The organism is Methanococcoides mangrovi, from assembly GCF_052057775.1.
Classification (GTDB): Archaea; Halobacteriota; Methanosarcinia; order Methanosarcinales; family Methanosarcinaceae; genus Methanococcoides.
Map to the genome: position 1 here is coordinate 527,066 of NZ_CP195121.1, position 23,258 is coordinate 550,323.

Below are 23,258 nucleotides of genomic sequence, written 5' to 3' on the forward strand. Positions count from 1 at the left end.
ATCTCACTTCCTCTTTATCATTTCTATAACCTTTCTTTTCTTGTCAATGGCTTCTTGTGCAGCGTTATCGATCGCTAGCTTCATCTCTTCAAAGTCCCTTGGCTCCTCGTCCCCGATCATCTTCTTGATAGGGGTGTAAGCGGACTCCCTGAAGCGCGGGGTGAAATCACACATCTTGCCATCGATCATGATCTCTGCACCAGTGCCTTCAACTATCTCTCCGATTATATCGATATCCACACCTGCATCCCTGACGGTATTCATGATGTCGTCTGCATATTCCCTGGGAGCGATGATCAGCAGTGCATCGAGTGATACGCCAAGGTAATCGATCTCCAGCTTTTCCAGCATATCGAGCACTTTCGGATTGACAAGCGGACGCATCTTTGACTCATCGAAGACCAGCTTGACGCCAGCGGTCCTTGAGATCTCCTTTGCATCGCCACGGATACCACCATTGGTCACGTCGGTCATTGCATGCACGTGCTTTGTAAGGCCGGACGCTATGAGGGCCTCACATGCTTCGAGGAACTTGATATTGATGGTCTCATCCACCACATCGTGCATCCCGTAGTAAAGGGCTGCAGTGGAAACGGTTCCTCCACCTGCACCCTCGCTCATGAGGATAACATCTCCCACCTGCGTCTGCACACGGGAGGTCAGGTCCGTGGCGGTACCAACAGCACCAACACCACCGGTCATGCGTTCTCCGATGTCCATATCCCCTCCGATACGCAGGGTGCTGCCTGTTACAAGGGGGATACCTGTGAGCTCGGATACGGTGGTTATCCCTGCAATGTGATCGAAGATCTTTGCAACATCACCGTCGTCTGCAACGTGGATATCAGAAAGCAGTGCAACCGGTCGGGAACCCATCACGTACACGTCACGCAGGGATGCGCGGGCCACGTGAAAGCCTGCAAGGAAAGGGAAATCACTGAGACGGGAGTGGATCCCATCGATGGTGATGATTATGTAACCATCCCCCTTCTCGTTCATTACAGCACCTGAATCGTCAAGATGGGATGTATCGACCGCTGCGGTCGTCTTTCCGATGACCTCTGCGATCTTCTCATGAGCGTAGAAGTCACCCAATCCGCGGGAACCAACTCCGAACTCTCCCATGGTTACGCCTGAAACCGTGGACTTTAGTACATCGCCCTCCACATTCAGTGTTGCTTTTGCCTCTACAATAGCTGCTTTTGCAAGGGAACGTGCGTGTTTGGGGGTAGTGTCCTTTATCTCAAGTATGCGTTCTGTCAGTTTGTCCTCAAGTTCAGGATCATTCCTTCGAAGTCCTTTTCTTGCATAGCCTTCTATATCCATTGAGATCACTCCGGGATATCAGCACATATCTACGAAGTTCCTGAGCATCTTCAGGCCGATATCACCACTTTTTTCAGGATGGAACTGTGTTCCGATAACGTTGCCCTGTGAGTTGACAACCGATGCCGCGAACTTCACACCATACTCGCATGACGCAAGGGTGTGTGAAGCGTCGGTATCCACATAATATGAATGTACAAAGTAAACGAATGCACCATCTTCTATTCCGTTATAGAAAGGATGGTCCTGCTCGATAGTTAGTCTGTTCCATCCCATGTGCGGAACCTTAAGTTCACTGTGAGGGAAGCGAACGACCTTGCCGGGAACCAGGTCAAGCCCGGCGTTGAGACCGCCCTCTTCTGAGTGGCTCATGAGCATCTGCTGCCCCAGGCAGATACCGAGAACCGGTTTTCCGGACTCCACATAACTGTGTATTGCATCAAGGAAAGGAACGATGTTCTTCATTGCATCGGAAAAGGCACCAACGCCCGGAAGGATGACACCATCCGCACTTTCAAGGTCATCAGGGTCCTTTGAAATGGTAACTTCCGCACCTGCGTGTTCCAGCCCTTTCTGGACACTACGAAGGTTGCCAAGCCCATAGTCAATTATCACTATCTTTTTCATGGGGAGTACAGTACAGTTTTGGTACATCAATCTAACGCGATGATGAGGTCATTCACATCCATTACAAACAGCTATATTTTGAAGAGCGTTGGCTTTAAGATGCAGGACAACTTTTTTTATATTTGCCAATATTTATGGCGAAAATTTGGTGGGTTTGATTTGACGGGGAAAGAAGTGAAAATGGTTAGTATGTGCAGAAACTGCGGTTTGTGTAAGAACGAAAAAGAGTGGGAAATTCCTTCTATATATCTGTGTGAGGAATTTGGCGTCCTATGTAAGGGTAAAAAGATGTGCAAATGCTCAAACTGATCAGAGGGATTGAATAATAGCAGAACTTTTGCATGGTGACTTTGGTAAGTAATGGATTATTTGGATCTAAGAATGATAACTTTTTGACGTTATCATAAGACATCATAGTTAACGTAAGTTTTGATCACTTGCATCTACGTTTATCATTATGATCCGATGGATGTCAGCATGACCAGGAACTTGCAGAGCAACTGATGTTATCGAACCTTATACAATAACAAATTTAATCCTGCAATTATTTTTAAGGATCAGATCAGAGGTAATGTTCCAATTGCTGTGCTAATTCCAGGTATTTTTCAATTCAAGTACCCCAGATAATTATTAATATAATTATAAAAAATAAGGATATTTATATCTGATTTTCGCCATTGCAACACCGCCTGAAAAGGCAAAGGTACAATAGGTGATATGAATGAAAAACGCAAGAACTATCTTTAATGATGAAAGGGCGATAGAGCTACCCATCAACATAGTTGTTATGCTCGTTGTCGGGATGGTCGCACTGGCAGCTCTGATCGCCATTATCCCGCCACCCACAAAGAACATGGCCGTGAACATTGAGGAAGCAGGCCTTCAGGGAGCTACACTTAGTGCAGGGAACACTATCGTTGTGGATGCCACTACCGCACAGAACCCTCTGACCATCGTGGTCAGGATCACAGCTACCGACCCTGACGGGAACCCTGTCCGTAACGCGAACGCAATCCTGCGAGGTCTTGGCGGAGTGGCCAGCAATACCACCGACATAAACGGGGAAGCAACACTGATAACCACCGCTGCACAGGTGGAAATGGGTGCCAACCAGAACGAAGGCACCATGGACCTTACCATTGCAGCAGATGGATTCTATGATTACGAGAAAAAAGACGCAGTGATAGTCATCAAGACAAAGTGATCCCACTTTCCTTTTTTAATATGGCACAAAAGAGCATTGTTCGGGATGAAAGAGCAGCCATCGGTCTGCCCATACGCATGGTGGTCCTGACCATAATAGGGATGATCGGCTTCGCGGTGATCGTATCTGCAATAGTCAATGCGCCCACTGCACCGAGGCCCATGTATGCTACCTCTGATGTTACAAGCATAACATTATCAGGAAACAATTCCAGCACCGGACCCATCGGTATCACAGTCTCCAACTTCGACGGGGAGCCTGTGGGCGGGTGCAATGTAGTGCTGAGGGACCCTTCCGGGACAGTTGCTTCCGGAGGACTTACAGACAGTTCAGGTCAGGTCCGGATGAAGCTTGACAACATCTCGCTTCCTGTGGGAAAGCATGAGGGATACATTACCATCAAAACAATGGCTGATGGCTATATTGAACACGATGACGAACACTTTGTTAAGGTCATCCGTCAATAAAACAGAGTAAACAGAGTGACTGAAAGGTCGATTGTACAGATCGACCGGCCAACCGGATGAAGACAGATTAATCAGCCTTCCTGTTCACCCGATAGAACTTGAACAGGACCGCCAGAGCGAGCACCAGTCCCAGCCCAAGGGAAAAATAGGGGGATCTGAGAATATCCCATCTTCCTGCAAAGATCAGACCTCCTGTGATGAACAGGAGCATGGCACCCATGATACCTGAAAGCTCCACAGGCATCCTGATGGAACCGATGGTTATCCGGTTGCGGTCCTCGATGTGCCTGAGCTTTTCATCCTGTTTTGCAAGTGCTGTCTCCAGCCGGTCTGACAGCTTATCGATGTCCTGACGGATCGAGCCCTCTATAAGTGATCTTAACTCTTCAACTTCTGCTTTCAGCTTATTAATAGTCTCAATTGCAGCTCGGACATCGCCGGAAACCTGCGGTTGCTGTAATTCAAAAACGGTGCCTGCAACATCCTCTGCAGGAACTTCAACCGACAATCTTCTCTCCACTGCACGAAGCCTTTTCTCAAGGCTCCTTACGCTCTGATCAAAGGATTCGACCCTCCCCAGGACGTCATCCTTTGTAGTACCCCCACTCATATAACTCACCAGCAAAGACCTTCGTAAACAATATCCTCATCAAGCTTCTCAGGATCGATCATCTTTCGACCATCGATGATCACCTTCTCCTTCATGCCGTCGAACTCAGGACCGAGTTCCCTGAACTCATCCCATTCGGTCATGACAAGACAGGCATCCGCACCTTTCAGTGCCTCAGCGGCACTGTCGCAGTACTCTATGTTCTCGATAAGTCCCTTCATGTTATCAGTTGCCATCGGGTCATATGCAGCCACATCGGCGCCAAGCTCCAGAAGTCTCCTTATTACAGGAATTGAGCGTGATTCGCGGATGTCATCCGTCTGGTTCTTGAAGGCCAGGCCCAGGACAGCCACTCTTTTACCTCTGACATCCCCTGCGTGCTTTTCAAGAAGCTCTAGCATCTGCAATGGCTGAAGTTCGTTCACCTCGATAACGGATTCGAGGAGAGAAGGATAGTAATCCATCTCCTTTGCCTTGCCGATAAGTGCACGTACGTCCTTAGGGAAGCAGGAACCACCAAAACCGGCACCGGAGTTCAGGAAATACTCGGAGATACGGAAATCAGCCCCAACGGCCTTCATGACCTCATATGTGTCAATGCCCAGACGCTTGCAGATATTGCCGATCTCATTTGAGAACGATATCTTTGTTGCAAGGAAGGAATTGTTCACGTACTTGATCATCTCGGCAGTACGCGGCGTTGTCCTTGTTACCTCGCAGTCCAGACCCCGGTACAGTTCGGAAACAAGAGAACCAGTCCTCTGATCAATACTTCCGACAACGATCTTGTCAGGGTGCATGAAATCATAGACGGCCTTCCCTTCCCTGAGGAACTCAGGGTTCATGGCCACGCCAAAGTCCTTTCCGGCAGCCTTGCCTGAATGTTCCTCGAGCAAAGGAATGACTATATCCTCGGTGGTTTCAGGCACGACGGTGCTTTTCACGACCACAATGTGATAACCGTCCTTCTTTGCCATTGCCATGCCAAGGCTCTTGCAGGCATGTCCTACTATCGACAGGTCGATATTGCCATGTTCGTTGGATGGTGTTCCCACGCAAATAAAAGATACATCCGAGTTCTGAACGGCATAATCATAGTCATCTGTTGCGATGAGGTTCTTCTCAGCATGCTTTTTCATCAGGTCCCCAAGACCTTCTTCCCAGATAGGAGGGATGCCGTCATTGATCATCTGCACCTTTCTTTCGTCGATGTCGATGCATATAACTTCATGTCCAAGCTCTGCAAAACAGGCAGCAGTAACTGAGCCTACATAGCCGGATCCAATAATTGATACTTTCATAAAAAATCACCCCTAAGTACTAAAGTTGTGAAGGATGTATATTATAATAATGGTCTTGCATCAATACAGACCTGCCTTATGGTCCTTCTTTCATAGGAATATATGAACAAACAGAATTAAACCTATGGTAAGAACAACGAAAGATACATCCTTCGCCTGCAGTTTTGACCTGTGCACATAGAAGTTGCTGTGATCGTTACCATATCCCCTGCAAAGCATTCCTACATATGTCCTCTCACCCTGCTCATAGGACTGAACGAAAAGTGAACTTATTGTGTTACCTACCTGCTCAAGGACCCATCTTCTGGGAACATCCCTGTTCCAGACATCGAACAGACGGGACTGCTGTGCCACACGTATCCTTTTGAGAACGCTCCAGAAAACGAAGAGGTACCTTACCATCATGGTCAAAAGAAGTGTGAACTCCCTAGGAACTCCGAGCCTTCGTGCAGAGACCACGAAATCGTTCATCTTCATTGTGGAAGACAGGACAATAACAGAGGTCACGCACACAATGAACCTTGCCATAAGCATGAGGCCGAAATCTATACCTTCATAGGTTATGGTCAGCCCGAAGGGGAGTGATAAGGGATAAACTGTGAAGGTTTCAATGAAAGGCTGCCTTATAAAAGGCTGAAATATCGCAAGACCCAAACCAAATGGTATTACTGCAATGATCCTTGCCAGTACATAAAAAAGATTCAGATTCCCGATGATCATCAATAAAAACAGGTAGCTTTCAAGGATCAATAGCTTGGCGAAGTTCGCATCATCCAGTCTCGGGAGAGCTGCTACATAGATCACGATGCTGATAAAAGCTATGATCTTGATACGGCCATCCAGCCTGTGAACAGGGCTGTCCTTGTAGGATTCCCTTTCAATATCGGTTAATCCTATACCCATAGATGTTACTCCGTGGTGACCTTGTTTCTGTTCTGCTCAATCACGCGGATGATCTCATCCCTCGCATCTGTGGGAGCGATCTGGATCTGGGTATCTATACCCCCTTCCTGCAGAAGTTCAAAGACCTCAGCTATCCTCGGCATACGCAGATGGGCCTTCTGTATCAGTTCATGGTCACGGAATATTTCTTTAGGAGTACCTGTTGCAAGTAACTTCCCATGATCGATAATGCATATCCTGTCAGCAAATGAAGGAATGATATCAACATCATGGGTGGAGAGCACAACTGTCATGTTAAGTTGCCGGTTCATCCTGTCAATGATATCCATGACCTGACCGGCATTGAGAGGATCAAGTCCTGCCGTGGGCTCATCAAGCACAACGACCTCAGGACGCATGGCAAGCACTCCGGCAATAGCAACAAGCTTTTTCTGCCCACCGCTTAGATGATGAGGAGCACGGTTCTCAAAACCTTTCAGGTTCACAAGCTCAAGTGAAGTCCTTATCCGCTCTTCAACCTCTTCTTCAGACAGGCCCATGTTCATGGGACCAAAGGCAACATCTTCCTCAACTGTTGGGGAGAATACCTGATCATCAGGATTCTGAAAAACAATGCCAACCGTCTGACGGGCTCTTCTGATAGTCTTCTTTGAGATCACTTCCCCATTGATGATCACCTCACCGGATGAGGGAGAAAGTATACCATTAAGATGCTTGAAGAGCGTTGACTTGCCAGCACCATTTGCACCAAGGATGGCGATCTTCTCTCCAACATTGATAGACAGATCAATTCTATCGAGCGCTTTTGTATCACTGCTGGAGTATTTGTAAGAAAGATTCCTAAGTTCAATAATAGGGTTTTCAGTAGCCATGTTGATCTCATCTGCCAATTATCGGGTACTAACAGTGCTAAGTGACAGGAAGAAGATATATTATTATTAATAAATTATGCCACAATCTTCAAACTATTTTTTTTTGATTTTTATTGAAAAGAATTTCAGAATTTTGTGCCATATAGCTGATTTACAGATCTTTTGACAATTGAATTCCCGTTAATCTTATATATGTAATTGACACTGTTTGCAGTAATACCAAAGTAAAATAATGTAATACTTAATCATACAAAAGTGGTAGTATTCATAACAAGGAGGAAATTCAATGCATATACCGGATTCATTTATGCCTCTGTCCCAGGCACTTGTATACTGGGTAATAGCTCTTCCATTCATTTTTATGTCCTTCAGGTGGGCACGAAAAGATATGGATGATATGAAAATACCGATCCTTGCAGCACTGTCTGCAGGAATCTTTGCCATCCAGGCACTGAACATACCCATCGGAATGGGAACCAGTGGCCACATGGTCGGAGCTGCACTTGTAGCCATCATCTTTGGAAGTCCTTTTGCCGGAGTTCTTGTACTGACACTTGTATTGCTGGTGCAGGGAATCGTGTTCGCTGACGGAGGAATTACCGTGATGGGAGCCAATATCCTGAACATGGGCGTCATCTCAGGCTTTGTAGGTTACTATACATTCGTTGCACTCAGGAGCAGAAAGATCGACATCAGGATAGCAGCGTTCTTTGGTGCATGGCTGGGACTCTTCGTATCAGCTATTGCAACAGCAGTAGAGATGAGCATCGCAGGCACCTTCCCGCTTGTACCGGGACTCGTGGCAATGGGAACCTTCCACTTTGTCATAGGGATCATCGGAGAGGGACTTATCACTGCAATTGCGATCGCAGCCATCGCAAAGGCACGTCCTGACCTTGTGGACAGCAAGATAACAGAAGGTTCAAAGGAGGCTACATTGTGACAAGCCAGAACATGAAACTCCTGTACGCAGGAATTGTGATCGCACTCCTTATATCAGTACTTGCACCATTCCTTGCATCCCCGGACCCCGACGGCCTGGAGAGTGCTGCTGAAAGCGTTATTGATGAAGAAACCTTTGCCGGTCTTGAAGAAGCAGAGCCAGCGATCGAATCCCCTATGCCTGATTACTCCATAGAAGGACAGGGCAAGCTCGGAGAGGTCATTGCCATTTCCGCGGGAACGATAGCTATCCTCCTCATAAGCTTTGGTCTTGGAAAGGTTCTGAAAGCGAACAAGGCTAACTGAAAATATGATAAAGGAGGAGATAGCTCCTCCACTCTTTTTTTGAATATTTTATCTTACAAAACTTTCACAAGGATGGACTCACCGTCATCCACTGCATCCATTATACTGTGTGCAATTGCAGAATTGCTCCTGACCTTTACATCTCCATGGCGACCCACCGTTGCAGTGAAAAGATATGTATCGCCTGCATATATCTCAACGTCCTGTGAAGCGATCTCGGGGACGTTCAGTATAACGTGTTTCTTTGTGTGCTCGATGGTTGGACGATAGGAGCTTCCAGAGAACCTGTTACGTTCTGCATCCAGGCTCTTTTCTGAAGTCCTGCCCTTGACCTTAGTCTTACGGACCTGCTCCTTGAGCTCACGAACATCGATATGGACACCTACGATCCTTTCGATCTCATCGATAACAGCACCGCCCTTACCGATCACCTTCGATATCTCGCTCTCAAAGACCTTCACGACGGCACTTGTGTCGGAGACCATCTCAACCTCGACGGGGCCACGGGTATAGCGCTGAACAACGTCCCTGATCTCATTTTCTGCAAGGGACCATACCGGCTTTCTTCCTCCACCTGAAGTGGAGATCGGCATCACGACGACCTGCTCACCGAAGGTGTAGATCTCGAACTCCGGGGTCGATGTCTCAAAGTCGGAAACGACGATGACAGGTCTTGCAAGATCATCCTCCATCATTCCTGAAGGCACCTTTACGGTAAATTCAAGGGTCTGTACCTGGGCAACTTCTCCCCTGTCAATAAAGATGACTGTATCAACTACCTGAGGAATGACACCAAGCTCCACCCTGCCAATGAGCCTTTGTACGGCATCTATGGCACGGTTGGCATGCACAACACCGATCATACCGACGCCTGCAAGCCTCATGTCAGCAAATATCTCGAAGTCACGGGTCTTGCGCACCTCATCGTATATCGTGTAGTCGGGCCTTACGAGCAATAGCACATCTGCTGTCTTTTCCATGCTCCCTTCAAGAGGTGCGTACTGTGTGATCTCTCTTGGAACCTGCAGATCCCTTGGGGATTCCATGGTCTTTACAACGTAATCATGCTCATGCAGGAAAGTGGCAACACCTGCACCGAATGTGGACTTCCCCGCTCCCGGCGGACCTGCCACGAGTATTCCGCGCTGTGCAAGGATCCTCTCCTTGAGCTTATCTCCCAGGCGGTACTCATCCAGCTTCACCGATGCCACAGGACGCACCGCTGTGATCTCTATGTCATCCGAGAACGGAGGATTCGAGATGGCTATACGCATGTCACGTATCTGCAATACGGTTGCCCCCTTAAGTGACATCTCGATGAATGACTCCGAATCGGCACGTGCACGCTCAAGAAGCTCACGGGTTATCTCTTTCAGCTCTCCTGAAGTGCATGGAGTATCCCTTATTTCCACGAATTTCACATTCCTGATGGAACCGCGCTTGGCCATTGGGACAACTTTGTTCTTCAGGTGTACGGACATCGTATCGTCAGTGAAGAAATCCTCAATATGCAGAGTTATAAACTCGGCCTTTCTGGGTGGAAGGTACTCAACGTCCATTCCCTTTGCAACAGCAACATCATACTGCACCCTGTCACCAGTCATAAAGGTAGCACCTGCTTCTTCCGCACAGGAGCGGATGATGGCATCCACCGCACCTTCGCCGGCATATCTCCTCTCTTCAGCCGTAGGGCGCTCACCCATAAAAGAAATGTCTATAATACCATCTTTTGCCATTTCCTGAAGTTGCTTTAGCTCATCCAGACCTTTGTTGCCGATCTCCAGGCCCCGGTTCGCCTGTGATTCAAGTTCTGCGACCATGGCCTCAGGAATGATGATCGAAGCCCCTTCATATCCCCCTTCAACGATCATATCAGATACAAGACCATCAATAATGACACTTGTATCCGGTACTATCCTAGTAATCTCTTTATTTCCCATAAAAAGAACTAGCGTTCAAAACTATTTAACACAACTGACAGGAAAGTAATGAAACAGAAGAGAAAAAGAGAAAGGATAGAGATATTGTTCTAGATCCAAAGGAACAAATAGGTTCCCTGAAGCAGTTCTTTAAAGATCAATAGACATCTTCAGGATCAAACACCTTTTCCCCGACAACATCGCCCTCAATGTTGCGGTAGAAACATGAACGATGTCCAGTGTGGCATGCCCCGCCTTTCTGTTCGATCTTCATTACGATCGCATCCATGTCGCAATCTATAAGCATCTCATGCACTTTCTGCATGTGACCGGAGCTTTCTCCCTTCTTCCAGAGCTTTTGCCTGCTGCGGCTCCAGTAGTGAGCGATACCGGTATCAATGGTAAGTTTGAGGGATTCCCTGTTCATGTAGGCAACCATCAGGACCTCGTTGGTCTTATTATCCTGTGCAATGGCAATTATAAGACCATTGTCATCATATTTGAGGTTATCAAGATCTAACATACTGATCAGTTAATACACATACTATAACTATAAAAACTAAGAGGAATCAATATGTAGTGATTATAAATCTGGTGTGTAGAAACTTCATTTGAACATTTTTTACATACATGACAAGGTGAAAGCATGGATTACAGTTTCGATGGGTCAGGGGGTTACAGAGTTCCGACTGGTGTGGTAGGACTTGACGTTCAACTTGGAGGCGGGGTCCCTCCGGGAACGACTATATTATTGATCGCAGAGCCCGGTGCAAGCTCGGAAATATTTGCACAGCAGTTCGTCTATGGCGGTCTGGTGAACAATGAAGAAGTTTATTATTATTCTGCCGAACATCCATTTCAGGAAATAATCGGTGATATGAAGAACTTCGGCTGGGATATTGATGAATATGTTGAGAATGGAAGCATGGATTTTGTTGATGCTTACACCCCAAGGTTATGCAACATTCTTCCAAAAGAAATCGCATGCAGTCTTTCAGCCAAGGATTTCGTGAAGCAGAACACAGATGCTATGAACCAGCTAAAGACGGCTGCCTCCAAAGAAAGGAAAGGACAGTACAGGGGTGTTGTCGATTCAATATCATATTTCCTCAGGACCTATGATATGAAATCTGTCACGGAAGCTATCGAATTCATATCATCTGTCGGAAAGCTCACAAATGCTGTCCAGATCATCCTTATGACCGGAGGTACACATGACCCGGCAGTTGAGAACGGCCTCAAGAGCATCTGTGACGGGGTGATCGAATTCCGCATGAAAGAACGCGGAAGTGAGATCGAAAGGAGTATACTGATACGTAAGATGAGAGGAATGATCCCTCCTGACAAGACCATTTCATATAATGTAACTCACAAAGGAATTGAACTGGAAACTACGACCAGAGTTCTCTGATCGTCTCGTAGTGGAGATCCTCCAGATACTGTGAAAATAAAATATGGTTGATGAGAATGAAAGAAAAACTTGCTGAACTCCTGACAAATATATTTACAACTTCCGGACACAGTGTCTCTGAATCTGACACTGTGGACCTGATAGTAAAGAAAAACGACTACAAGACATATATTCTGCTTGCTAACAAGCCTGATCCTGCTCAGATAAGGAACTTTGCAGACCAGATTCCTGATGGTACAGGCCTGTATGTCACTATGCAAAATATGGAACCGGAACTGAGAGACTATGCATCTCATGTTGGCCTTATCACATGGGACCGTGATGAACTTGCACTCCAGATAGGAAAAGCAGTCATCGCCGACCTTGAAGGCAATGCTGAAAATCTTCAGCTCGTGGCTTACAATGTAGACAGTAATGCTGCTTCGGCTGAGGATTCATTGTTCAGGGCTACCGGTTCATCAGGAAGCTTTGAAGTGGCTTCCGATGCTTTCACATCTCCTGTTGCTTCAGCAAAAGCTCCAGCACAACCTGCATTCCAGGGAAATGTACAGGAAGAGAAGGGTACTTTTAATATCTGGGGAACTTCACCTGAGATGCAGCAGGCATCTGCAATGGGAACCTATCAGCAGGAAGAGAGATCCTATATTGAACCACCTCTGTCAACCATACCGGAACCACAGCAACCTTCATGGCAGGCATCACAGCCCCTCCCTCCAACTCTTGACCTTCGCACTGCACCGATAAAGTTGCAAAAAGAAAGGGCTGCAATGATGGCAAAGTCCGAGATAGGGATGCCTGAGGGCGTTGTTCTCAAATTCGTACCTTTCTGGAACTATGCGTATGCGGTCAAGGCGGAACACAGGTTCAAGAACAAGGTAATTGATATTTCCGGCCAGGGCCAGGGTTGTCTTAATGCCCTTAATGGTAACAAGGAAAATCTGGAAATTTACCAGGTAACCGACAGCGTGACACTTCCTGATGACAACTACGAGATAAAAGCCAAAATGATCGACCAGAAGGAAGCTGAAAGCACACTGATATCGAACATTATTGAGGAATACACAAAGGATGTACGCTTCAACAATGTGGTCGGCGAGGCTATGATATCCGAACACAAACTGTTCAAACCATCAATGGATGATATCAGGTTCAAGATGGAACTGATATATGTTCCTATATGGGAAGTAAAGGGTGCAAGGAACTCTGTAGAGATAAACGCATATACACAGGAGATACTCACGAACCCCGTGGACGATGATGTAGAGTTTATGTGAGAGTTCGTTCGCATCTACCCGAACGTATATATAGACGAAAACTGTATATAGAGACCACAGCATTTACTGGCTTTAGAAAGTTTAAAAAAATGGAGTGATAAAAAATGATCGAGATAACAGATGTTGCTGCAACAGAATTGAAAGCATTGCTCGAAGCTGAGGACAAACTGGACCATGCTCTGAGGATCTTTGTTGCAGGTATGGGATGCAGTGGCATCCAGTACGGAATGGCACTCGACAATGAGATCAAGGAAGAAGATGTCACCGTCGAAAGCAAGGACATAAAGATCGTAATGGGTCCTGACATCAGCGAACAGCTGGACAAGGCAACCATCGACTACATTGACACAGATGGTGGCAAAGGATTCATCATTGACAACCCAATGGCTGCAAGCGGATGCAGCAGCTGCGGTGGCAGTTGCCACTAAGAACAAGGTTTTTAATTAATTAATACCATCCTACGCGGTAGTAATTAACAGGTGATCATATGATTCCAGGTATGGGCGGAAGGGGTATGAACCCCAAAAAGGTCAAGCAGATGATGAAACAGATGGGCATCAACATCGACGAGATCGAAGATGTGGAACAGGTCATCATAAGGACCGCGGACAAGGATATAGTATTCAACGATGCAAGTGTCACTATCATGAATGCACAGGGAGTTGACACCTATCAGGTGACAGGTACTCCTCAGGAAGTACCACGTGAGGTGCAGATCCCTGAAGATGATGTGAGACTTGTGGCAGAGCAGACCGGCGCAAGCGAAGAGACTGCCCTTGAAGCTCTCAAGAATGCTAACGGGGATCTGGCAGAAGCAATTCTTGCCCTTTCCTCATGAACCCTTAATGGGTTCTTCTTTTTTATTATCTCTAGATTGAGTCTTTTTAGAATATTGGAGAATTATATTTATACAGTGCATCTGTATATCCATCCTTATTGACATATGGAAAAGAGGATAGAGATGACAGAAGAAATAGCAGATACCAACCGTGAACAATTAGCTACAAGGATGGGGTTCCTGCTTGTTTCTGCAGGATGTGCCATAGGTCTTGGAAACATCTGGCGTTTCCCTTTCATTGCAGGAAAATACGGAGGTGCAGCCTTTGTTCTCTTTTATCTAGCATTCCTTCTCATTCTCGGATTGCCAATACTCATAATGGAGTTTGCTACCGGAAGGGCAGGAAGGCGGAACATTGCAGGATCCCTGCGAAATCTTGAGCCAAATGGAAAAAGATGGCATCTGTTCGGATATATTGCCATCATAGGAAATGTTATCCTGCTTATGTTCTATACGACGGTTGCAGGATGGGGATTTGCATATTTCTATTACATGGTAGAAGGTAGTTTCATCTATCTTGACCCTTCGGAAATAGGTGTATTCTTCGATCTGTTCATGGGAAGGACCATGGAAATGATAACCTGGATGGCACTGGTGGTCGGCATAGGAACATTCATATGTTCAGTAGGTCTGCAAAAAGGAGTTGAAAGGGCCGGTAAAGTGATGATGTCAGGGCTTTTCTTTATCCTGATAATACTTGTACTTCGTTCTGTGACCCTTCCCGGTGCTGCTGAAGGCATCAGTTTTTACCTTGAACCTGACTTTTCAAGCCTTAGCTGGGAGGGGATCTATGCTGCCATGACCCAGGCGTTCTTCACTTTGAGCGTTGGTGTCGGGGGGATGACAATCTTCGGCAGCTATATCAACAGGGATCATTCCCTTACAGGGGAGTCATTGAAGATAACGTTCTTTGACACTGCCATAGCACTTATGGCAGGGCTAATGATATTCCCGGCTTGTTCTGCCTTTGGGGTTGATGTGGGTTCAGGTCCCGGCCTGCTCTTTGTAACATTACCGAACGTTTTCAACCAGATGCCAGCAGGTGTTTTGTGGGGAACCCTCTTCTTCCTGTTCCTTGCCTTTGCCTCAATGTCAACTGTAATGGGTATCACAGAGAACGTAATAGCTTTTACAATGGACGAATGGGGATGGAAAAGAAGGAAGGCATCGATCATGAGCGGAGTTGCAATATTCGTTCTGTCCATACCATGTTGCCTGGGTTTCGGACCATTGAGCTGGTTCAAGCCTTTTGGAGAAGGAACGTCCATTCTTGATCTGGAAGATTTCATCTTTACTAACAATATCCTTCCGATAGGTGCACTTACACTGGTGCTATTCTGCAGTTACAGTTTCGGATGGGGATGGAATAATTTTATCCAGGAGACCGATCACGGGAAAGGAATAAAATTCCCAAAACAGGCAAAACCATATATAAAGTACATACTGCCACTGATAATAATCTTCATACTTGTCAGAGGATGGATAGGCACACTATCCTAAAATATAAAGGGGAAAAGAGATCAGGATCCAAGTCCAAGGGACTTCAATACTGAATGATATTCATCAACAGGCATCCTTGAGTAAAATGCACGTTTGACAACCTCGCTCAGGGAGGGATGGATATCCATTCCATGGACAATGGGAGCTATGTTTACCCCCGGTGTGTTCATGAGAGTTATCATCTGATGAACAAGAACAGATGCCTGTGGCCCGATTATGTGTGCCCCAAGCAACATATTAGTGGAGTTGTCCAGTATGACCTTGACAAAATAATCCTCAAGAGCCATGGCCATGCCTTTGCCTGTATCCTCGAATCTCTGGAAACCGATGGAAATATTCTCTTTACCATATTGTTCCACGGCTTCTGCTTCACCCATTCCCACGCCGGCGATCTCCGGGTAGGAAAATATCGCATGGGGTACTGCATGGTAATCAACACTTACATCGGCATTGAGAACGGAGTTCTGGTAGGCAACAGTGGATTCATAGTTGCCCACGTGTTTAAAAAGGAATTTACCATTGGCATCACCAAAGGCCCAGACATTGGGACAGCTCGTTTCCATATGGTCATTTACCTTTATCCAGCCCCTCTCATCAGTCTCAATGTCCCCTTTTTCAGGATGAAGGATATCTGTGTTCGGGCTTCTGCCGGTGGCCACAAGGATCTCATCCGCCAATATCTCTTTTTTTTTACCGGAGTTCCTGTCCTTTGCAATGATCTTCTTCCGGTTACCCGATAATTGAACTCCTTCAACCTCATGATCTGTAAGTATGGTCATGTACTTTTGCATCTTCTTTTTTGCAAGTTCACTTATCTCCGGCTCTTCCTGGGAAATGATCCTTGAACTGCGTCCGATTATAGTTACATCGGAACCCATGGCGGAAAAGAAATGACCATATTCAGCAGCTATGTAGCCACCACCTATGATAGCAAGACTCTTTGGTAAGGATCTCAGTTCCAGAACTGTGTCGCTTGTGAGATAACCTGCATCTTCCAGACCTTTGACAGGAGGGATCATGGGTCTTGATCCTATGCTAAGGTAGATCATTCTAGATGTGATCGTCTCATCGCCGACCTTAAGAACATATGATTCTACGAACTCCACAGTATCCTCATAGTAATCCATCTTAGGACTTGAAGAGAGCCCATCGTGGATCATATCAATATCCTGTCCGATGGAAGATCGCATCCTTTCCATGATAAAATTGAAGTCTATGCTCCTGATCTCAGCATCAATACCGAACTTACCTGCCCTTCCGATCTCCCTAACAAGTTCTGCAGGATAAAGCAGCATCTTGGAAGGAATACAGCCCCTTGTCAAACAGATACCGCCCGGCTTGTCCTTATCAATGACAGCCACTTTCATCTCAGGATTATCCTGCATCATCAGGCCAACATAGTTCATACCAGAACCGCTGCCTATCACTATCAGATCATATTCTTTCATCTGCACACCCCAAATTAAAGTATAAAGATATTATAAATGCTTCTTTGTTATATATGATGCTCTTTCAGAAAAGCGACATCAGTTAAAAGCAGTTAGAACAAAATATCGAAAGATTGAAAAATAATAGTATCTCAAAATCAATTACCGGAAATGAACTTCAGCTTGTCCTTGACAAGAGCTTCCAGGTCATCAAGATTATTGCATTCATTTATTTCATCAGATGCGACCAGCAGGTCAAGTCTCTGACCCCTTTCAAGATATACGCATGGGAATGAGACACCGGGATAATTATATTTTTCATGGAACTCGTCCCTGTGCAAGAAGACCACCGGAACAGGAAGATCATTCACAAAGGACTTCCACTCGCCCTTCATACCAGTATTACTATGAGTGATGGCACAAAGATTACATTCATATTCCGAAGGAGAAACTATCTTGTGGATATAGTCTTTCATCTCATTGACCAGACCACTGTCTGCATTGTAGACGAAAATTATTGACACTTTGCTCATAGAATTACCCTCGTCCCTAGTAATAATTTAGGGTTCAATGGGATATAAGTTTAAAGTTTATTTTACCTGTCCATCAATCGAATCAAAAGCTGGCGGTCATTAATACAAAGATCAGGACTTTAAACTACCAGAATCAGAAATTCTTAAGAAAAAATCAAACCCAAAGCTAGTGGATGTAGATCAAGTTAAAAGAATAAGGTAATAGAGTGAGCACAGCAGCGATGTAGATTTCCCAAGGACTCTCGTACCTCAGTACAGTAAACAACGTGGGCAGGCTTATCTTCTGTGTTCGGAATGGGAACAGGAGTTGCCCTGCCGCTGTGGCCGCCGTACTCAAACTCATATTGATGAATGAAAGCCAAGGTCCGGATTCGAACCGGAATGAAATCGCTCTGCAGGCGATTGCGTAGCCGCTCCGCCACCTTGGCATTTGAACGAACCCTAATAGGCAATACAGACATATAAGCCTTTACATTGCGACAGGGCAGTACATACTTTAAGCAGAACCAAAGATGAATGTTAAAATTCTGAAAAAGATAAAGACACAGCTCATGGGTTGTAGCAAATCAAGAAAAGTTAAGGTAAAGAGTGAGCATAGCAGCGATGTAGATTTCCCAAGGACTCTCGTACCTCAGTACAGTAAACAACGTGGGCAGGCTTATCTTCTGTGTTCGGAATGGGAACAGGAGTTGCCCTGCCGCTATGGCCGCTATACTCACTTCTAATACTGGAAATGATCATGTTAATTATATCACATATCAGATTTCGCCTGGACAGAGCGAGACGGATGAGGCACGGATATTAGTAGCCGCGGACTGAACACCTCGTTACCTTGGTGCGTACATCCCGACCCTATCAATCCGGTCTTTTACCGGAATCCTTAACGCAGTCTCTTTTTAGGTTAGATTTCGAGCTTAGATGCATTCAGCTCTTATTCCTTAGCGCGTAGCTGCTCGGCATTGCCTTGTCAGACAACCGATCGACCAGTGGCGCCGTTGCCCTGTTCCTCTCGTACTAAAAGCAACTTACCCTCAGACTACAGACACCTCTAGTAGATAGTAACCGACCTGTCTCACGACGGTCTAAACCCAGCTCACGATCTCCTTTAATAGGCGAACAACCTCACCCTTGGCTGCTGCTGCACAGCCAGGATGGAAAGAACCGACATCGAGGTAGCAAGCTGCCGGGTCGATATGTGCTCTTGCCGGCAACGACTCAATTATCCCCGGGGTAACTTTTCTGTCATCTTTAGCCCGCACCAAGCGGGACATAAAGGTTCGCTAGAACCGACTTTCGTCTCGCGATCCACTACTGTGCTGAATCACGTCAGGCTAACTTATGCTCTTGCACTCTTCAGTAGGTTTCCGACCCACTTGAGTTAACCATTGCGCGCCCTTGATATCTTTTCAAGGGCGTCCCGCCCCAGGCAAACTGCCCACCTATCGGGGTCCTCCTCTCGGAGTAAGGGGCGTAACTTTGGAAGGGTAGTGTCCCAATTGCGACTCCACCGATGCTGGCGCACCGGCTTCGACGTCTCCTACCTACACTGTACATCCAAAATCACACCCCAGCGACAGGCTGCAGTAAAGCTCCACGGGGTCTTCACTTCCCCCTAGAGGTCTCTAGACTCTGCACTAGAATGTAAGCTTCACCGGACTCTGGCTAGGGACAGTAGAACTCTCATTGATCCATTCATGCAAGTCGCCAATTAAGCGACAAGGTACTACGCTACCTTAAGAGGGTCATAGTTACCCCCGCTGTTTACAGGCCCTTCTTTCCGTTGAACCGAAGTTTCAGGTACCTGCACTGAGCAGGATTCAGAGATCGTACTAGCCCTTACGGGTTTGCGATCTCCTATGTTGGTATTAGACAGTTAGAGTTCTCTGGTCACTGCGACCTGCTGTCTTCACAGCAGGCACTCCTTCTCCCGAAGTTACGGAGCCAATTTGCCGAATTCCCTTAGCCAAATTATTCCGACACGCCTTAGCCTTTTCAGCTAGGGGCACCTGTGTCAGATCTCGGTACGGACATTTAGCTCCCTTTTCACGGGTTCCAGGGTGCAGCTGACTTTCGCCATAACATATTCGTCTGCTTCTCGCCATTACGGCTCTCCACAGAGTTCGATGCTTAGACGGCGCGACGGCGCCGCTCAGCCTGCCCCGAAACGTCAGTTTTATTGCTAAATGGTACAGGAATATTAACCTGTTTCCCTTTCGATGTACTCGAATTACGGTACAACTTAGGACCGACTAACCCTCGGCTGACGATCATTGCCGAGGAAACCTAGCCCCTTCGGCGGTCAGGATTCTCACCTGACTTTGCTGTTACTATTACCAGGATTTTCGTTTCCGCACGGTCCACAGGACTTCACAGCCCTGCTTCTGCCCGAACGCAACGCCTTCCTACGAGATTACCTTGCGGTACTCCGTGGTATCGGTGGTCGACTTGAGCCCCGTCCATTTTCGGGGCCCCAAACCTCGACTGGTGGGCTGTTACGCACTCTTTAAAGGATAGCTGCTTCTAAGCTAACCTTCCAGCTGTCTAGGGCTTAGGACGCCCTTTAGTATTAACACTTAGTCGACACTTAGGGACCTTAACCACGGGCTGGGTTGTCTCCCTTACGGACTACAAGCTTACCCCAGTAGCCCGGACTCCAACCTTCTACGACGACGGTGGGTTCGGAGTTTGACAAGCGGCTGAGGAATTTCTTCCCCGGGACCACCAATCAGTGCTCTACTCCACCGACTATCTCCAGTTAGGTCATGCTGCGACATGTTTTGGAAGGAACCAGCTGATGCCGGGTTAGATTAGCCTTTCACTCCGAGACGCAGGTCACACGAATGATTTGCAGATCAATACCGCTTGCGGTCCTCCACGTAGCTTTCGCCACGCTTCAACCTGCCCACGCCTAGATCACCCGGCTTCGGGTCGTAACTTAGTGACTCCACGCACTTGTATACGCCGCGTCTCACCACAAGGGTTGCACGCATGTTGCTTTCGCTTCGGCTTCCCAGATAAAAGGTTAGCCATCGCCACTTAATTACACTCCCTGGCCCGTTCTTCAAAACGTATGATATGACATCGGCAATAGAACTCGTACTACAACCTCGCGGTTGATTCCTTCGAACTAAAGATCCTTTCATGCCATATCGCTCCATCACCATCAGGTTTCAGGCACTTTTAACCTCCCTTTTGGGGGTACTTTTCAGTTTTCGGTCACCCTACTACTTCGCTATCGGTCTCAAGACGTATTTAGTTTTGGAAGTTGGTGCCTCCCAAATTCCCGCGTGATTTCCAACACACGGTACTCAGGAACACTTCCAGATCCGCTTTTCTTTACTTACGTGACTGTCACACTCTATGGTCTAACGTTCCAGATAAGTTCAGCTAGGAAAAGAGGGGATCCTTAGAAGGTCCTATAACACCACATCTCCCTCACATTGCTGGAGGGATTCAGTTTGAACTTTGCCGGGTTCATTCGCCATTACTAACGGCATCTCTTCGATTTCTCTTCCTGCCCCTACTAAGATGTTTCAATTCGGGGCGTTCCCGATCATGACTGATCAGCACAAATGTGCTAAGAGGTCTCATTAGGAAATCCCAGGTTCATAGGTTCCATGCGCCTACCCTGGGCTTATCGCAGCTTGGCACGTCCTTCATCAGCGCTTGAGCCGAGCCATCCACCTGACGGCATAATTACCAGAGTCCATCTCACTTTGTCCAGTGAGCGTCTGATATGTAATATATACATGATCTCATAGTGCCCAAAATCGGGGAATGGGCACATCCATCCTTCCCAAGCAATATTACTTGCTCGGTGCACTTGATGATTTGTGAATCGTAATTGATCCAATGGACTTGCTGGGATTCGAACCCAGGGCCTTCGCCTTGCAAAGGCGACGATCTTCCAACTGATCTACAAGCCCTCGCTCTCGTTCTACCAGCGAAATCTTGTTTCATTGAAAGTGGTTTGTTGAATGTGGCAGTCTTTCGATTTCTGACTGATAGCGGTGATCCGCTTTGTGCGGATCTTGCTTAGGAGGTGATCCAGCCGCAGATTCCCCTACGGCTACCTTGTTACGACTTAACCCCCCTTGCGAAATTTAGGTTCGAACACGGCACAAATCCGTGCCCTCACCCATACCTCACTCGGGTGGTTTGACGGGCGGTGTGTGCAAGGAGCAGGGACGTATTCACCGCGCTATGTTGAAACGCGATTACTACGGATTCCAGCTTCATGAGGACGAGTTACAGTCCTCAATTCGAACTACGGCTGGGTTTAGGAGATTACCATCACCTTTCGGTGTAGGGACCCATTGTCCCAGCCATTGTAGCCCGCGTGTAGCCCGGGAGATTCGGGGCATACTGACCTACCGTAGCCCGCACCTTCCTCTGGTTTAGCACCAGCGGTCCCCACAGAGTACCCATCATCCCGAAGGACATGCTGGCAACAGTGGGCACGGGTCTCGCTCGTTGCCTGACTTAACAGGATGCTTCACAGTACGAACTGACGACGGCCATGCACCTCCTCTCAGCGATTCAGGTAAGGTCTTTAGCCTGACCTACATGTTGCTGTCGCCCCCGGTGAGTTTTCCGGCGTTGAGTCCAATTAAACCGCAGGCTCCACCCGTTGTAGTGCTCCCCCGCCAATTCCTTTAAGTTTCAGCCTTGCGGCCGTACTTCCCAGGTGGTTCGCTTCACGGCTTCCCTGCGGCACCAGAAACGGTCGCACCGTCCCTGACACCTAGCGAACATCGTTTACGGCTGGGACTACCCGGGTATCTAATCCGGTTCGTGCCCCCAGCTTTCGTCCCTCACCGTCGGACCCGTTCTGGTAAGACGCCTTCGCCACTGGTGGTCCCATAGGGATTACAAGATTTCACTCCTACCCCTATAGTACCTCTTACCTCTCCCGGTCCCAAGCCTGACAGTATTCCCCGGAAGCCTAACAGTTGAGCTGTCAGATTTCCCGAAGAACTGATCAAACCGGCTACGGACCCTTTAGACCCAATAAAAGTGATTACCACTCGGGCCGCCGGTGTTACCGCGGCGGCTGGCACCGGTCTTGCCCGGCCCTTGCTAACACATGCCGTTTACACATGTGGACAGCCAACATAATATGCTGGCACTCGGTGTCCCCTTATCGCGGTTTCCCGCATTGTAAAGTTTTCGCGCCTGCTGCGCCCCGTAGGGCCTGGATTCATGTCTCAGAATCCATCTCTGGGCTCTTGCTCTCACAACCCATATCCGTCGTAGGCTAGTAGGTACATTACACCCACTACTACCTGATAGACCGCAGATCCATCCTTAGGCGACCGAAGCCTTTGAACCAAAAAGCATTCCAGCAATAATGGCTTATTCGGAATTATCACCAGTTTCCCGGAGTTATGCCGAACCTAAGGGCAGGTTATCCACGTGTTACTGAGCAGTCCGCTATGTTCACGAAGAACATGTAACTCGCATGGCTTAGTCGAACACCGATAGCAGTAACCTCTGGCAGGATCAACCAGAGTTATTTGTTAAAGCACACAAATTTGGAAGTTAACTAAGAATTGTCGGAAAAGAACTCTATTTAATTAGAGAGTTGTTTTCTATGCACAATAGTTGGTTAGTTCTTTGATAGATAATATCACTATCAGTCAGAATTAACCGAACTGCCACATTCAACGTCAGACCGGAAAAGCTCCGGTCTCCACCAATGATTTTGATTTGGAGGTGATTGAATTCCTCGCACGTTGTGCGGGATTCCCTAGATACATTCCATCGTATATATACCTTCCGATTCGGAAGGTTGCTGC

General features: G+C 47.1%; 19 protein-coding genes, 2 tRNA genes and 4 rRNA genes. 9 read left to right on the forward strand and 16 right to left on the reverse strand.

What is annotated here, in order from left to right:
* Window positions 1–3: 3 nt before the first annotated feature.
* Entirely contained in the window at window positions 4–1,326 is a 1,323-nt protein-coding gene (locus ACR3I3_RS02680; protein WP_440953039.1) for an AIR synthase-related protein, read from the reverse strand.
* A gap of 18 nt (window positions 1,327–1,344) precedes the next feature.
* Entirely contained in the window at window positions 1,345–1,953 is a 609-nt protein-coding gene (gene hisH, locus ACR3I3_RS02685) for an imidazole glycerol phosphate synthase subunit HisH (protein WP_440953040.1), read from the reverse strand.
* A gap of 721 nt (window positions 1,954–2,674) precedes the next feature.
* Here hisH and ACR3I3_RS02690 point away from each other — a divergent pair.
* Window positions 2,675–3,157 (forward strand): carboxypeptidase regulatory-like domain-containing protein, encoded by a 483-nt coding sequence (locus tag ACR3I3_RS02690; protein WP_440953041.1) that lies wholly within the window; start codon window positions 2,675–2,677, stop codon window positions 3,155–3,157.
* 20 nt (window positions 3,158–3,177) lie between these two features.
* Window positions 3,178–3,624 (forward strand): carboxypeptidase-like regulatory domain-containing protein, encoded by a 447-nt coding sequence (locus ACR3I3_RS02695; protein ID WP_440953042.1) that lies wholly within the window; start codon window positions 3,178–3,180, stop codon window positions 3,622–3,624.
* Between the two features lie 67 nt (window positions 3,625–3,691).
* Here ACR3I3_RS02695 and ACR3I3_RS02700 read toward each other — a convergent pair whose 3' ends face one another.
* The 4 genes from ACR3I3_RS02700 to ACR3I3_RS02715 all read right to left on the reverse strand — a co-directional run bounded on the left by ACR3I3_RS02700 (window position 3,692) and on the right by ACR3I3_RS02715 (window position 7,310).
* A complete protein-coding gene (locus ACR3I3_RS02700; RefSeq protein WP_440953043.1) occupies window positions 3,692–4,234 on the reverse strand; it encodes a hypothetical protein in 543 nt (180 codons plus the stop codon).
* A gap of 5 nt (window positions 4,235–4,239) precedes the next feature.
* Window positions 4,240–5,535, reverse strand: a complete 1,296-nt coding sequence (locus ACR3I3_RS02705; protein ID WP_440953044.1) for a UDP-glucose dehydrogenase family protein — start codon at window positions 5,533–5,535, stop codon at window positions 4,240–4,242.
* Between the two features lie 90 nt (window positions 5,536–5,625).
* Window positions 5,626–6,438, reverse strand: coding sequence for a cobalt ECF transporter T component CbiQ (gene cbiQ / locus ACR3I3_RS02710; protein WP_440953045.1), 813 nt, complete (start codon window positions 6,436–6,438; stop codon window positions 5,626–5,628).
* 5 nt (window positions 6,439–6,443) lie between these two features.
* Window positions 6,444–7,310: an energy-coupling factor ABC transporter ATP-binding protein gene (locus ACR3I3_RS02715; protein WP_440953046.1), complete on the reverse strand. Its 867-nt coding sequence runs from the start codon at window positions 7,308–7,310 to the stop codon at window positions 6,444–6,446.
* Window positions 7,311–7,596: 286 nt separating this feature from the next.
* Here ACR3I3_RS02715 and cbiM point away from each other — a divergent pair, with 286 nt between their 5' ends.
* Both cbiM and ACR3I3_RS02725 read left to right on the forward strand, forming a co-directional pair.
* The gene (cbiM, locus tag ACR3I3_RS02720; protein WP_440953047.1) at window positions 7,597–8,253 is read left to right on the forward strand and encodes a cobalt transporter CbiM; all 657 of its coding nucleotides are present in this window, start codon (window positions 7,597–7,599) and stop codon (window positions 8,251–8,253) included.
* On the forward strand, window positions 8,250–8,558 hold the full coding sequence (locus tag ACR3I3_RS02725) for a PDGLE domain-containing protein (protein WP_440953048.1): 309 nt from the start codon (window positions 8,250–8,252) through the stop codon (window positions 8,556–8,558). The genes cbiM and ACR3I3_RS02725 overlap by 4 nt, the downstream gene beginning before the upstream one ends.
* A 53-nt stretch (window positions 8,559–8,611) precedes the next feature.
* Here ACR3I3_RS02725 and ACR3I3_RS02730 read toward each other — a convergent pair whose 3' ends face one another.
* On the reverse strand, window positions 8,612–10,498 hold the full coding sequence (locus ACR3I3_RS02730) for a PINc/VapC family ATPase (RefSeq protein WP_440953049.1): 1,887 nt from the start codon (window positions 10,496–10,498) through the stop codon (window positions 8,612–8,614).
* A 136-nt stretch (window positions 10,499–10,634) separates the two neighbouring features.
* A complete protein-coding gene (gene hisI, locus ACR3I3_RS02735; protein ID WP_440953050.1) occupies window positions 10,635–11,000 on the reverse strand; it encodes a phosphoribosyl-AMP cyclohydrolase in 366 nt (121 codons plus the stop codon).
* 123 nt (window positions 11,001–11,123) lie between these two features.
* On the opposite strand from hisI, the gene ACR3I3_RS02740 reads away from it, so the two are divergent.
* The 5 genes from ACR3I3_RS02740 (at window position 11,124) to ACR3I3_RS02760 (ending at window position 15,500) form a co-directional block, all read left to right on the forward strand.
* Complete coding sequence (locus tag ACR3I3_RS02740; protein ID WP_440953051.1) at window positions 11,124–11,888, forward strand: RAD55 family ATPase; 765 nt, start codon at window positions 11,124–11,126, stop codon at window positions 11,886–11,888.
* Window positions 11,889–11,944: 56 nt separating this feature from the next.
* Entirely contained in the window at window positions 11,945–13,162 is a 1,218-nt protein-coding gene (locus ACR3I3_RS02745) for a hypothetical protein (RefSeq protein ID WP_440953052.1), read from the forward strand.
* A 104-nt stretch (window positions 13,163–13,266) separates the two neighbouring features.
* A complete protein-coding gene (locus ACR3I3_RS02750; protein WP_440953053.1) occupies window positions 13,267–13,590 on the forward strand; it encodes a HesB/IscA family protein in 324 nt (107 codons plus the stop codon).
* A gap of 59 nt (window positions 13,591–13,649) precedes the next feature.
* Entirely contained in the window at window positions 13,650–14,000 is a 351-nt protein-coding gene (locus ACR3I3_RS02755; RefSeq protein ID WP_440953054.1) for a nascent polypeptide-associated complex protein, read from the forward strand.
* Between the two features lie 123 nt (window positions 14,001–14,123).
* Window positions 14,124–15,500 (forward strand): sodium-dependent transporter, encoded by a 1,377-nt coding sequence (locus ACR3I3_RS02760; RefSeq protein WP_440953055.1) that lies wholly within the window; start codon window positions 14,124–14,126, stop codon window positions 15,498–15,500.
* A gap of 20 nt (window positions 15,501–15,520) precedes the next feature.
* On the opposite strand, the gene ACR3I3_RS02765 is transcribed toward ACR3I3_RS02760, so the two are convergent.
* The 8 genes from ACR3I3_RS02765 to ACR3I3_RS02800 form a co-directional block, all read right to left on the reverse strand.
* The gene (locus ACR3I3_RS02765; RefSeq protein WP_440953056.1) at window positions 15,521–16,948 is read right to left on the reverse strand and encodes a dihydrolipoyl dehydrogenase; all 1,428 of its coding nucleotides are present in this window, start codon (window positions 16,946–16,948) and stop codon (window positions 15,521–15,523) included.
* Between the two features lie 137 nt (window positions 16,949–17,085).
* The gene (locus tag ACR3I3_RS02770; protein ID WP_440953057.1) at window positions 17,086–17,460 is read right to left on the reverse strand and encodes a hypothetical protein; all 375 of its coding nucleotides are present in this window, start codon (window positions 17,458–17,460) and stop codon (window positions 17,086–17,088) included.
* Window positions 17,461–17,670: 210 nt separating this feature from the next.
* Window positions 17,671–17,792: ribosomal RNA gene (gene rrf, locus ACR3I3_RS02775) — 5S ribosomal RNA — on the reverse strand.
* A 24-nt stretch (window positions 17,793–17,816) separates the two neighbouring features.
* Window positions 17,817–17,888, reverse strand: a tRNA-Cys gene (locus tag ACR3I3_RS02780).
* Between the two features lie 164 nt (window positions 17,889–18,052).
* Window positions 18,053–18,174: ribosomal RNA gene (gene rrf, locus ACR3I3_RS02785) — 5S ribosomal RNA — on the reverse strand.
* Between the two features lie 68 nt (window positions 18,175–18,242).
* Window positions 18,243–21,168: ribosomal RNA gene (locus tag ACR3I3_RS02790) — 23S ribosomal RNA — on the reverse strand.
* Window positions 21,169–21,313: 145 nt separating this feature from the next.
* A tRNA-Ala gene (locus ACR3I3_RS02795) sits at window positions 21,314–21,386 on the reverse strand.
* 111 nt (window positions 21,387–21,497) lie between these two features.
* Window positions 21,498–22,973: ribosomal RNA gene (locus tag ACR3I3_RS02800) — 16S ribosomal RNA — on the reverse strand.
* Together the 16S, 23S and 5S rRNA genes with 2 tRNA genes alongside form the textbook arrangement of a ribosomal RNA operon.
* Window positions 22,974–23,258 lie beyond the last annotated feature (285 nt).